Below are 13882 nucleotides of genomic sequence, written 5' to 3' on the forward strand. Positions count from 1 at the left end.
ATATTTTGTAAACTATACCTATAAATGTTGCCTAGTGATCGTGCGCTTCAGCTGACCCTTTAGGGTTACGAATACCTTCTACCATTTCTTGAATTTCAATAGGTGTAGCTTGAGTAAATTTAAGAACAACTGCAGCTACTGCAAAGTTAATAATCATACCCACCAAGCCAATACCTTCAGGCGAAATACCTAAAAACCAATGTTCAGGATTGTTAAGCTCAGGGCTTACAAACTTGAAGAAGATAATATAAGCAGCGGTAAAGCCAATACCCGTTACCATGCCTGCAATTGCGCCCTCTCGGTTCATTGTTTTAGAGAATATACCCATAATAATTGCTGGGAAGAAACTCGCTGCCGCCAAGCCGAATGCAAATGCCACTACCGATGCCACAAATCCAGGTGGGTTAATACCAAAGTACGCGGAGATAACAATAGCGACCATGGCTGCCAACCTCGCTGCAAGTAACTCTTGCTTGTCGGTAATATCGGGCTTGAGGGTTCGCTTGAGTAAATCGTGCGAAACGGAGGTCGAAATAACCAGTAGTAAACCTGCTGTTGTAGACAATGCAGCGGCAATACCACCGGCAGCTACAAGTGCGATTACCCATGCTGGTAAATTAGCAATTTCTGGATTTGCTAATACCATAATGTCGCGGTCTACATTTACTTCGTTAGCACTGTTCGGATCGGTGATTTTACCCGCCGTGTAGAACATTTTGCCATCGCCGTTTTTATCATCAAATGTAATTAAACCTGTGCGTTCCCAGTTTTTAATCCATCCTGGTGCTTCTGCGTAAGCTGTACCGCTACCGTCTTTACCATTAATAGTATCAACCATGTTTACGCGAGCAAAGGCTGCAACCGCAGGTGCTGTAGTATAAACAATCGCGATGAACACAAGTGTCCATGCTGCAGAAATACGCGTGTCTTTTACGCGAGGTACAGTGAAAAAGCGTACAATTACATGTGGTAAACCAGCAGTACCTACCATTAACGCACCCGTAATAGCGAATACGTCAATCATGCTCTTAGAGCCTTCGGTATATTGCGCAAAACCAAGTTCAGCGCTTAAGCCGTCTAGTTTATCAAGTACGTACACGCCATCGCTGCCAATTAATGTGGCACCAAAACCGGTTTGTGGGAAGAAATGACCCGTCATCATCATCGAGATAAAAATGGCTGGTACAAGGTATGCAAATACAAGTACACAATACTGCGCTACTTGTGTGTAGGTAATGCCTTTCATGCCGCCAAGTACCGCATAAAAGAATACAATCACCATACCAATGTAAACACCGGTTTCAATTTCTACTTCTAAAAAGCGTGAAAATACCACGCCTACGCCACGCATTTGCCCTGCTATATAAGTGAAACAAATAAATATGGCACAAAAAATAGCAACTAAACGCGCGGTACGTGAATAGTAACGGTCGCCAATAAAGTCTGGCACAGTAAACTTGCCGAATTTACGTAAGTAAGGCGCTAAACACATGGCTAATAGTACATAACCACCTGTCCACCCCATTAAGTAAACACTGCCATCGTAACCTGCAAACGAAATAATACCCGCCATTGAAATAAACGACGCGGCGCTCATCCAATCGGCAGCTGTTGCCATACCATTAGCAAGAGGAGGTACGCCGCCGCCCGCTACATAAAACTCTTTGGTTGAACCCGCTCGGGCCCATATTGCTATGCCGATATAAAGCGCAAAGCTTAAACCAACAATTAAAAACGTGAGTGTTTGAACATCCATTGCTTAGCTCCTATTCGTCTACGCCGTATTTTTTATCTAACGTATTCATTTTGAAAACGTACACAAAAATCAAAGCAACAAAGGTATAAATCGCGCCTTGCTGGGCGAACCAGAAGCCAAGTTTAAACCCAAAAAAACGTACTTCATTAAGTACATCAACCAGTAATATGCCAAAGCCAAAAGACACGACAAACCACACTGCTAACAGTTTAAATAACAGCGAAATGTTTTCTGCCCAATAAGCTTTTGCTTGTTCTTCATCTTTAAAAGCCATTTTTGTTTTCCCCTTTAAGCACCGCAATATCGCGATGAGTGGTTTTTTATCTTCGCTTACCAATTTAGCAACGCTGGTTAAATATTGAATTGAGACCATAGTCGTAACAGCTTGTTAACGTTTACGTAAACTGCAGATTGGGTTTTATTTAAAACATCAAAAACCCTTTAATTACATAAAGTTAATTATGTATGGATATTTAAAATACAGAAAATATTACAAATTAGTTAATACTGCGACATTAGTCTAATACAATTACAAATTTAAATTTAAACCTTTAAATTCATAAACTTAAAAAATAAATGCCATTTATAAATAAAAATCTGCACGCACACTCGCTAGGAGTTCTGGTATTGTGTTAATTCCTCATAGGGTTGAGGAACTATTTAAAATAATAAGGTTTAATAACAACATGACTGCCGTACTCATTATTGTTGCTTTAAGTTATATAGGTGTGCTGTTTTGGCTCGCCAATTGGGGCGATAAAACAACCCCTTTGGCAAAGCGTATTAGCCATCACCCTTTTGTGTATTCACTCTCACTTGGGATTTACTGTACCTCTTGGACTTATTACGGTTCCGTGGGAACAGCCGCCACCAGCAGTTGGAGTTACTTGCCAATATTATTAGGCCCTGCGCTGCTGTTTTTATTCGGCCAAGGATTTTTACGTAAGCTGGTACTGGTAAGTAAAAAACAAAATATAACGACTATTGCTGACTTTATTTCAGCTCGTTACGGCAAACGTCAAACTACAGCAATAATGGTTACTGTAATCGCATTACTGGCAACCATTCCCTACATTGCACTGCAATTAAAAGCGCTTAGTACAAGCTTTTTACTTTTGCAAAACAGTAATAAAATATCCGGCGATATGCTCGCGCTTTCTGCCACACTAATTATGGCTTTATTTGCTATATTTTTTGGTACTCGCAAAGTTGATGTAACTGAATATCGCTCTGGCTTAATGCTCGCTGTTGCATTTGAATCTATGATCAAACTTATTGCTCTTATTGCCGTTGCGGGGCTTGCAGTATTTACACTTTTTAATTTACCTGAAGCCACCACGAACAAAGTAACTGAGTCTATTTGGGGTCACTGGAGCGATTTTAACTTTTTTAGCTTTAACTTTATTGGCCAGTCTTTAATGGCTGCAGCGGCTATTATATGTTTGCCTCGCCAGTTTCATGTAACCGTGGTCGACAACCAAAATAAACGCCACTTACTTACCGCTCGCTGGGCTTTTCCGCTGTATTTACTACTAACAGCCGCAATGATTTTACCTATCGCGACTGCGGCCATTCATCCTGAAATTGGCAGCGGCTATTCACCCGACAGCTTTGTACTGGCGCTACCGCTAATTAACGACAACGCTTTTTTAACCACCTTTGTATTTATAGGTGGACTATCGGCCGCCACCGCAATGATAGTGGTAGCAACGCTTACATTAAGCACGATGATTTCAAACGATGTGGTACTGCCGTTAATGCTGCGTAGAAAGTTTAAACGTAACTTAATTACCAGCAGTTATAAGTCTCGTATTTTACTAGTAAGGCGCTTTGCTATTGCGGGAATATTAATTTTGGCTTATTTCTATCAACAATGGTTTGGCCACAGCAGTGCACTGGCAAGTATGGGCTTGGTGGCTTTTTCACTTGTTACACAATTACTGCCCTCTATTGTGGGTGGTTTATATTGGCGAAAAGGTCATGCTTATGGGGTTTATGCAGGTTTAGTGGCTGGCTTTATTTGCTGGATACTATTTCTAATGCTGCCAATACTCGATGCCGGCACAACCCTTGATAGCGAGCTACAACAAACACTTATCACGCGTGGAACCTTAATAGCTTTGTTTGCCAATATTGGTTGTTATATTAGTTTTTCACTTGGGGCTGAGGAACGCTTAATTGATAAAATTCAGGCCGCTGCTTTTGTTAACCCTAAAGATCAGGCTATTTTATCAAGGCGCTTAAATAAAGACGTAAAAGCCACCGTTTACGACTTTAAAATACTACTGCAAACATTTCTAGGTATTCAGCGCAGCCAACAAGTGTTGGCCCATTACGCACTCGCCCATCATTTAAGCGATAACAACGCACACCCAGAGCCTGAATTTATAGCTTACTGCGAACGCGCATTAACGGGCGTGCTTGGTGCATCGTCAGCGCAAGCATTAATACATACGGTATCGTCGGGTAAACGTATGGCGTTTGAAGAAGTAGTAAACTTTTTTGACGAAACCACACAAGCGCTGCAATTTAATCAAAACCTGTTATTTACCTCACTCGAAAATTTAAGCCACGGTATTTCAGTTGTTGATAAAGATTTAAAACTCGTTGCATGGAACAAACGCTACAATGAAATGTTTGGCTACCCTGAAGGCTTTTTAGAAGTAGGCCAACCCATAGAAGACATTATTAGATACAACGCTAACCGTGGTGAATGTGGCCCCGGTGAAATAGAACGCCAAGTAGAAAAACGTGTACAGCATTTAAAATATGGCAGCTCGCATCATTTTATTCGCCACCGTCGTAATGGCCAAGTATACGAAATGATTGGTAATCCGCTGCCCGATGGCGGATTTGTTACCAGCTTTTCAGATATTACAAACCACATAAGTACGCAAAATGCGCTTGAAGAAGTAAACATGGATCTTGAAAACCGCATAGAAGCACGTACTCAAGAAGTACAAACTATTAATAAAGACTTACAAGCTCAAATAGATAGTCGTGTACAAACCGAGCAAGCACTTACTTTAGCTAAACGAGAAGCAGAGCAAGCCAACGACAGTAAAACGCGCTTTTTAGCACTGGCGAGCCACGACATTTTACAGCCATTAAATGCAGCACGTTTATACCTTGCCGCCATTGACGAAAAACAGCTCGACAGCACTAACCAAAACAGCTTTGAAAAATTAGGCGACAGTCTCGATTCAACCGTACATTTAATGTCGGCATTGCTTGAAATAGCTAAGCTTGAGCAAGGCGCTATGACCCCTACCCCTCGCCACTTTTATATTGAAGATATTTTAGCCCCACTGCAAAGTGAATACGCTATTTTATCAAGTGATAAAGGCCTTAAGCTTAGTGTGCGTTCAAACCAGCAAATTGTGCACAGCGATATAACCTATTTGCGCCGAATTATTCAAAACTTGGTCTCTAATGCAGTTAAATACACCGATAATGGCCGTGTATTAATTGCCTGCAGGAACCGAAAGCATAATTTACGAATAGAAGTATGGGATACAGGCCCAGGTATTAGCGAAGTAGAGCAAGCTAAAATATTTAACGACTTTTACCGTGTTGAGTCGGGCGACAACAAAGGCGTAGGCTTAGGCCTCGGTGTAGTAAAACGTATGGCTGACTTACTAAGTTTGCCTCTTGATGTGCATTCTGAGCCAAATAAAGGTAGCCGTTTTAGCATTGAGGTGCCTTATGGCGAAGAGCAGTTTGTGCAACAAAAACCAACCGCTAGCAGCCTAATAGAAAACCGCGCAGCAATTAATATTGTTGCCGTAGACGACGACCCTGAAAATTTAGCAGCAATGGCAAGCTTACTTAAAAAGTGGCAAGCTAATTACACCCTTTTTGATAACGTAGATAATGTACTGGCGCACGCTAAGCAAAACGCTTCACCCGATGTTATTTTAATGGACTACCAATTAGGCAATGACTGCGATGGGATAACGCTCATTAAAACCCTGCGCGAAATTTGGCAAAGCCAAGTCCCTGCTATTTTAATTACCGCAGTGCGCGACACAGAGCTTAAACAAGAAACCAAAGCCGCTAATATTCATTATTTAAGTAAACCAATAAAACCGGGCAAACTAAAAGCACTGCTTAATCACAGTACTTAATTTTGTACTTTAGTTACCTAGCCTTAGCTAAATAAACAAAAAGCCCAGTATGTTTACTGGGCTTTGCTTTATAAAGTGTCCGTATATTTTATATGTCTTTTGAGCGGCTTCGAAGCTTTTGAAACAACCAACTTAACCCCACTAACGAAAGCCCTAAACCAATAAACGAAAGCGCTTTAAGTAAGCCCTCCAAGTTAGCCATATCAATTAAAAACACTTTAACAATAACTGCAGCTAGTATGCCTAGGCCTACTTTTTGTATTAATAATTGATTTTTTAAATGACCAAAAATAACAGTACCCGCACCCAATACTAACCAAATAACAGAGTAGCTATAGAGCTCTGCATTGCTCGCCCCTTTTGATAAGTAAATGTAAGGACCTTGCCAGTACTGACGAATAAAGCTGTTTATTGCCAATAATATAAAGCCACCTGCAACGGCCAATATAAATGGCGTAGCTTTAGCATTTATTGGTTTTACAAGCTTGGCCAGCCAAAACGTTAATCCTGCAGGTACTAACCACAATAGTAATAACCAGTTAAATATTGGCAGCTCACCTATGTAAAGTGATTCAAATAATGGGTTATCGTCAAGCAGTGTTTTAATAGCAAAAAGCCCTGCTAACCCAGCAAGTGCAAAACCCGCCACTTGGTATAACTTAGCTAAAGTACCAGCAAGTTTTGCTCTGTGTAAATACACACACCCTAAAGCCAGCCAGTTACAAGTAAGGAGTATTTGTTCGTAAAAGTTAAGTGAATCAAATTGCGGATAATGCCCTACTAACTGATAACTTGTTTCGGTAGTAATAAAAAGCGCTAAACAATGAAGGGCTGCACCTTCGAGCCATATTTTTAGTTTTGATGAGTCAAAGCACTTAGCTGCGGCAAAAAATAACGCAATACATATCGGATAAACCACAATACTCCAATGCAAACCAAATACCGTAAGTGCATCGTAACTTGGCGTCCAAGGCGCAAGCGTTAAGCGCATTAATAACGCAGCAACCAAGGCTTTTATAGGCCAATGCGGCATAGGCACGCTATAGCGTTTAATAAGTACGCTTATAAGTAATACTTGTACAGCAAGTGCAATGGTTAGGCCGCTGTCACTTAGTAGCATGGTAATTGCTAACGTAATATTGGCATTAGCGCCTACCCAATAAGTAAAACGCTGAAATAGCGTTGTGCTATGTTGCGCGAGATGCTGCGCACACTTTATTAAAATAGCGGCCACTACAAACAATACAACGGCCCAAAGTGGATATGCAGTACTTAACGCAGAATTAGGAATAAGCGTATATAAAGTAGCTATTATTACAAATACACTAAACGCCCCCGTTACATGAAATGCCAAACGCTTACTCTGTTTTTTACCGTAATAAAGCCCGTATCCCGTAAGTAACAATCCGAGTAATAAACCCAAACCGTATTCATTTTTGAATATAAAGAGGGCGTCATCAAATAGGTTTGGCGAAAGATGCGTGCGCTGAGCGCCTAATACTAATAGCGTTGAAATAACTAACGCTACGCCCTGCCAAATATCCCAACGGCTATTTTTAAGGACTAAAAACAACACCAATACAATACTCAACACACCGATTGTTTGCCACTGCATATCAAAGTGACTTATTAGCATAGTAAATATTAAGGGCGCTATAAAAGCGAGTAGTAATGCATGATCTGGAAGCACTTTAAGTAAACTTTTTAAACTGTGCGGGCGATGTTCAATAACATTAAGTTTTAGACCTAAGCGCGGTATAGCAATTAACCCTACAATACTAAGTAAAGCAAGTGCCCCCATTAACCAAACGGTATTAGCTTTAAGTAGCGTAAAACCAACTAAATACCAGCCAATGTGCCCAGCCCATAGTAAATACCACAACCAAGCTCGCTGTACTTTATGTGCAACTAACGCAGCCGACAAACTTACAAAGCCAATATACATTAACAGCGCAAATAAGTTACCACTGCCAGTGCTAACCCATATTGGTACGCTGTAAGCGCCAATAATACCAAGCACGGCCAATAGCGGGCCTAACCTAAGCGCCATCGCGCTTGCACTAATTGCTATAATAGCTAACGCAAAAAATGCCACGGTAGGGCTCAGCATGTCGTAACTGCTGTAAGCTAAAAGCGTTAAAGCAAAACAGGTAATAAACCCGCCGCTTGCAAGCGCTGCGGGTATGTAATTATTAAAGCCTTCAAATACAATGCGTTTATGGTGTAAATAAGCTGCGGCTGCAATTAGGCCAAGCCCAAATAAGCCACCTAAACTCAACCTCATTACAGGCGATAATAATCCAGCTTCTAGGCTGTATTTAGCTAAAAATATGCCCCCAAACGCAAGCGCTATTGCGCCTATCCAGGTCATCCAGTTCTCTTCAAACCCTGCGCGTAATTTATTAAATAGCAATTCTATGGCTGATGTTTCAGCTGGTTTGGCTTTTTTAGGAGGCGCTGATGGCTGATTTATTACAGGTGGCGACGCGTTTTGGGACGTTAAGTTTGGCTGTGCTTTATGAGCAATAGGCTCTGATCTTGAAAGCGCTGCCTGAGCCGTAGATGCTTCACTTTGAGGTTCACTTTGCGATATCGATTTATGTGTTTGTAGATGTGTTATTTTGGCCCTTAAAACAGCAACTTCTTGTTTTAATCCATTTAACTGCACTAGCGCTATTAAGCCGCAAATAGCACCGGCAACTACAACCAGTATTACTATGACGGCTAACCCAACTAAATCATCCATGGCACACTCTTATTAATTATTATGCCCTGAGTGTACCTAATTATTAATGAGTAGGTAAATTTTGTTCAACAAAAAAGCCTAAGTACTTAAAGTGCTTAGGCTTTATGCTACTTAATATGCTTAGGTTTATTCAACACTATCGGTAATAGTGCGCTCTAGGGTCATCTTATAACCTGAGCTTGTTGTTTCATCATGCTCTAAAATCAATATGTAGTTACCCTCTTGTGTAAAGTCCATATCGCTTTGTTGAATAAGCACAATTTGCTGGCCGTTGTCTTCATATACAACATAAACCGTGTAAATTTCGTTATCTACAACCTGCTCTTCTTGGTCATACTTATCAAGCCCGTCAACCACGTTAGTTGTATCGTCTACTGTTTCGCCATTAAGTGTAAAGTACACATCAACATCTGAAACCGACTGCCCTGCGTAGCTTTCAATTAGGTTTACAACCGATACCGTGTGGCTGTAACTACTTGGTGTTAGGCTTTCTTCAACGCTCATCATACGCAAACCGTTATCAACGTCGTTATAAAAAATACCCACCGCACTTTGCTCACGCTCTAGCGTCATTAAAAAGTTATCAGCTAGTTTTGTCCCTTCTTCGTCGTACATCGCCACGCTGTAACTATTAGGCGAAAGCTCAACGTAATCAGTATACGTATCGCTTGCCACGGTATTTGTATTGTTAACAGTTGTACCGCGTGTAGTACTAAAGCTCACTGGCGAATAATCATCAACTGTATTTATAAAGCGTAATTGCCCCAAGGCAGATTGGTGTTTAAGCTCAGTAACGTAGTTATTATCGGTTACTACATCAAGCGTAATACCGCCTTCTTCCGTTGCATAACTTGGGCGGATCATTGCTACATAGCTTGCTTCGTCGTATAAATAAACAGATGACGACTCGTACACAACATCACTGCTGCCCGCTTCTGTTATGTAAATAGTGTAATAACCTTCATCAACGCTTTGCAGATCTAACTCACTTAAATATTGAGCTGATGAGAAAAGTGTCGCGCTTTCAAATACACCATCATCAGTTGCTAAGTAAATATCGTAGTTAGTGTCCTCTCCTGCAATATTATAAAACCCTAAGTTAAACTCACCCGTATCGCTTGTAATAGGTACGCTAAGCTCTGTAAATGTAGGCTCATCAAAGTTACCACTCATTACTATTAACTGTGTTTTGTCACCCTTAATAGAAATTTCTTGATCGCTAATTGTTATATAGCTGTCGTTAGCATCTAGATACTCAAAACTTACATCATAAGTACTTGTGCTGTAGTTATGGCGAGTAGTTACATCAGCAAAATCAGCGCCTGAGCGCTCTGTTTCTTCAACAAACAAACGTGTATATGGGCTATTGTAAGAGCCGTTATACAATTGGATGTAACCTGTAGAGCTTGAGCTATCGTCAGAGCCGCAGCCCGACAAAATAGTAATTAGACTTAAGGGTAATGCAGCTTTTAAAAGGGAGTTGGTCATTAAGGTTATTCCTTATTATTAATATCCCCATTATGACCCAAACATTCTATTTTAATTTCATGATTTACAAAGCATTACCCTCACTGACACTTCCTTACGAAAACGTTAAAAAGTGTAGTAAATGTGCAAACAATAAGGACGTGTTTTTATATAATTAAAAACGCTTACGGGGCAACTTCAAAACGATCCCGACCTGTTTTTTTAGCTACGTATAGGGCTTGATCGGCACGCTTCATGACTTTATCGAGGGGCTCGTTAGGGGTTTGTTTTGCTACGCCAATACTTACTGTTAAATGGCGCGTATTTTTAACATTGATAGTGTGCGCAAGGTCTATTAATTGCTGACAAAACTCACTAACTTGCTCTATATTACTTGTTGGTAAATAACCTCCAAACTCCTCACCGCCCAAGCGAGCAAACTGCGCGTTTCCTTCAAATGCATTATTGTATGTAGTTGCTAACTGCTGAAGAATTAAGTCGCCCACATCATGGCCAAACTCATCATTAATATACTTAAAATGGTCTATATCAATAATTAAAATAACATAAGATACAATGTTTGCACTTTTAACATGTCGATAAAAATAGCGCCTATTATGCACTTTAGTTAAGTCATCTATTATTAACTCTGCGGCTAACCTATTATTAATACTTTGTACAAAGCGCATAGTTTTAAATAAACCATAAGAAGTTAAAAGCATGCCGCTGGTTCTACATAAGTCTTCAAAATAAACACTTACCCAGTAAGGCTGTACAACTAACTCATCAAGCACATCTGCCGTGGTGCCAATGCTCCATAGTAATAAACCGAAACTTGAAAAAATATATGCCTGTTTAGATAGCTCAGAGCATTGAACCATCCAAAACAGAAATATAATGACAATTAAATTAATAAAATCGGTAGTAAAACCGTACACATTGTTTTGAACTTGTAAGGGAGGAAAGTTCGTTAAGGAGTAGGCTGAAAAAATAGCAATATAGATCAATAAAGCTAAACTTAAAACTTTATTGATCAAAGGCATTTTATAAAAGTTAGAAAGTTTAACGGTAAGTTTTACTGTTTCAATCATATTAATTGCTAGGTTTTTCAGTACTTCATTTGAAAACTATAGCACAATAATAAAAACCACCACGAAGATGAAACCCGTAATAACTCCCAAATTTAAACTTAAACTACGGTACTAAGTCCCCACAACCCCAAAACTAAAATAGTAATGCCAATCATTGCCTTAGTTTTATGTTTACTAATGATTCGCTCAGCTTCATTACCGGCATAATAAACAATAATAGCCAAACCAAAGTAACGAATAGACCGCGCAATACCCGAGGCTAATAAAAATAGCCAAATAGAGTACTTAGTCGCGCCCGCTGCAAGCATCGCTATTTGAAACGGAATGGGCACAATGCCCAGTGTTATTACAAACCAAAAACCTTGATTTTGCATTTTTTGTTTAACGTTTTCAAATTGCTCAGGGCTCGAAAGTGTATTAATAATCCAATCGCCGACTGCATCAAATAAATAGTAACCCAATGCATAACCAAACAATGCGCCCACTACACAGCCCAAGGTCGCCATTAATGCTATAAGCCATAGCTTTTCTCGACGAGCTTGCATAAGAGGCACAAGCACTGCTTCAAGTGGAATAGGAACTATGGTTGACTCTAAAAACGACGCCACTGTAATACCGCTAAGCATATGCTTAGAGTCAATAAAATTACGCGTTTTTTCTTTTAACTTTTTTTGAATTGCCATATAAACTTCCTTTTATATTGCCAAAAATGAAGTGATTAATTTATTTTGACACATCCACGTTAATATAAGCTTAAGCAGTAAAAAAGCCCGTATAAAACGGGCTTTTAAAACTGTTTTTATATAATTATTTAAAAACCTGCGTTATATAAATCAAACTGCTTTTCCATTTCAATAGAGCTTTCTCCATCAACTAATGCTATAACTCGTGCTTTTCTGCCAGCTAATACTTTAGGAATGTTTTTTGAGTCAATAAATGTTTGCTCAGTTATTTCTATATTTTTAACACCTTGCGTTAGCAAAGCTGCTTTAACTGTTTCAACACGTTTTAAAGCAAGCTTACGGTTATATTCTAATGAGCCTTCTGAGCTAGTATCACCAATTAATAAAATAGTAATTCCAGGTAGATCAGCAACGCTATTAGCAAAGCTTATTACTTTAGCTTTCGCATTATCCGTTAGTGTTGACTTATCATAACCGAATTCAATAACAACGTTTCTTGATGTTGTTATTTTTTGCTCTTTAGGGCAACCATCATTGTTTGTTTTAGCTCTTAACGGTGTTTCAGCACACTTGTCTCTTGCGTTAATAACACCGTCTTGGTCTTGGTCAAATAAATCTTTTGATTGGACCTGATACTCATATTTTTTTGCATCACTAGCACAGCCAGACAGTAATAATATTAGACTTAAAAATATAATGCTTTTCATATTACTTATCTCCTAGTAGCCATGCTTCAGGTTTATCAACCCTAAGAGCTCTAACTAAGCGCCCTGTTGCATTTACAAGCCTAAAGCTTGCTTTGCGTTGATCATAAGCCGATTCAATATAGTTACGACGGGCAGTAAATAACTCAATTTGCGAATCAAGTACATCTAATAACGAACGACGTCCTAATGAAAATTGACGCTCATAACCTTTTTGAGCAACTTCAGCATAACCAACGTTTTCTTCATAAAAGCCTTTTTGCTCAGCTAAAAACATATTTGCATTCCACGCAAAGGTTGTCGCTTCTTCAACCTGACGATGAGTCGTGTCTTTAACTGCTACGGCTTCTTGGTAGCGCCATTTTGCAGCTTCAGTGTCTGCATTTGTTTTACCACCGTTGTATAAATCATAACTCATAGAAAGCATTACTCGCCCGTTATCATCACGACCAGGAGAGCCCGAAATATTATCGTTATCAGCTATATCAAACTCTAAACTAAGTTTTGGCCAATAGCCGCTTTTCTCTCTCTCTATTTGTTTATTTGCAGCTTCTATATCAAAAACAGCAGCCATAATTTCTGGATGAGATTTTTTAGCGACTGCTATAGCATCTTCTAGAGTGGCAGGTATATATGTTTCATCCACTTTAGGAATCATTAAATCATTAGGATACTGGCCCACTAAATCATAGTAATTTGCTTTAATATCTTGAAGATTATTTTTAGCAGCTAAAAAACCTGATTGTGAAGTAGCAAGTCTAGACTGTACTTGAGCTACATCGGCATCACTCGATAAACCGCGTTGGCGTCGTTGCTCAATATCACTCAATATTTTTTTATGTATGCTGATATTTTTCTCTGACAACTCAACTAATTCAATTGATTTAAGTAAATCTAAATATACCTGCACAACCTCTAAACTAATATTCTCAGCAGCCGATATTAAGCCTAATTGGTCAGCTTTGGCCTCATTGTCTAACCGTGCAACTTCAGATGATGTTCTAAAGCCATCAAATAACATTTGTGTAATTTTCAAACCGATTTCTCTACGATTTAATTCGCTATCAAGTTCTCGGCCTGATTTATAATTTACGCGCTCGTATCCGTATCCAGCATATAGGCGAACTTGTGGCAAATACTCACTAAATGCACTGCGCTTATCTCGGTATTTAGCTTCAAAGCTCGCATATTTCTGCATTAATCTCGGATTCGTATTTAATGTTTCAGCTACAGATTGCTCAAGCGTTAACGCATTCGATAATCCTGGGGTTAAGGCTAAAACAGAGAGTAGTCCTAATGTACGCATTT

9 protein-coding genes are annotated in these 13882 nt (G+C 39.5%); 1 reads left to right on the plus strand and 8 read right to left on the minus strand.

Annotation, left to right across the window (positions count from 1 at the left end; all coding sequences use genetic code 11):
- Nucleotides 1–31: 31 nt before the first annotated feature.
- Together H5115_RS04465 and H5115_RS04470 are read right to left on the minus strand one after the other, a co-directional pair.
- The gene (locus tag H5115_RS04465) at nt 32–1756 is read right to left on the minus strand and encodes a sodium:solute symporter family protein (protein WP_182672782.1); all 1725 of its coding nucleotides are present in this window, start codon (nt 1754–1756) and stop codon (nt 32–34) included.
- A gap of 10 nt (nt 1757–1766) precedes the next feature.
- The gene (locus tag H5115_RS04470; protein WP_002961535.1) at nt 1767–2030 is read right to left on the minus strand and encodes a DUF4212 domain-containing protein; all 264 of its coding nucleotides are present in this window, start codon (nt 2028–2030) and stop codon (nt 1767–1769) included.
- 412 nt (nt 2031–2442) lie between these two features.
- On the opposite strand from H5115_RS04470, the gene H5115_RS04475 reads away from it, so the two are divergent.
- Nucleotides 2443–5883: a PAS-domain containing protein gene (locus tag H5115_RS04475; RefSeq protein ID WP_182753854.1), complete on the plus strand. Its 3441-nt coding sequence runs from the start codon at nt 2443–2445 to the stop codon at nt 5881–5883.
- A gap of 88 nt (nt 5884–5971) precedes the next feature.
- Here the strand turns inward: H5115_RS04475 and H5115_RS04480 are convergent, their stop codons facing one another.
- The 6 genes from H5115_RS04480 to H5115_RS04505 all read right to left on the minus strand — a co-directional run bounded on the left by H5115_RS04480 (nt 5972) and on the right by H5115_RS04505 (nt 13880).
- On the minus strand, nt 5972–8629 hold the full coding sequence (locus H5115_RS04480; RefSeq protein WP_182753855.1) for a DUF2339 domain-containing protein: 2658 nt from the start codon (nt 8627–8629) through the stop codon (nt 5972–5974).
- Nucleotides 8630–8755: 126 nt separating this feature from the next.
- Entirely contained in the window at nt 8756–10117 is a 1362-nt protein-coding gene (locus H5115_RS04485; protein ID WP_182753857.1) for a hypothetical protein, read from the minus strand.
- A 164-nt stretch (nt 10118–10281) separates the two neighbouring features.
- Nucleotides 10282–11187 (minus strand): GGDEF domain-containing protein, encoded by a 906-nt coding sequence (locus H5115_RS04490; RefSeq protein WP_182753859.1) that lies wholly within the window; start codon nt 11185–11187, stop codon nt 10282–10284.
- 98 nt (nt 11188–11285) lie between these two features.
- A complete protein-coding gene (locus H5115_RS04495) occupies nt 11286–11870 on the minus strand; it encodes a YqaA family protein (RefSeq protein WP_182753861.1) in 585 nt (194 codons plus the stop codon).
- Nucleotides 11871–11998: 128 nt separating this feature from the next.
- Nucleotides 11999–12577 carry an OmpA family protein gene (locus H5115_RS04500; RefSeq protein ID WP_182753863.1) on the minus strand — a complete coding sequence of 193 codons (579 nt, stop codon included), beginning with the start codon at nt 12575–12577 and terminating at the stop codon, nt 11999–12001.
- A gap of 1 nt (nt 12578) precedes the next feature.
- Nucleotides 12579–13880, minus strand: a complete 1302-nt coding sequence (locus H5115_RS04505) for a TolC family outer membrane protein (protein WP_182753865.1) — start codon at nt 13878–13880, stop codon at nt 12579–12581.
- Between the last annotated feature and the right edge of the window lie 2 nt (nt 13881–13882).

Source organism: Pseudoalteromonas sp. SR44-2, assembly GCF_014163745.1.
Classification (GTDB): Bacteria; Pseudomonadota; Gammaproteobacteria; order Enterobacterales; family Alteromonadaceae; genus Pseudoalteromonas; species Pseudoalteromonas distincta.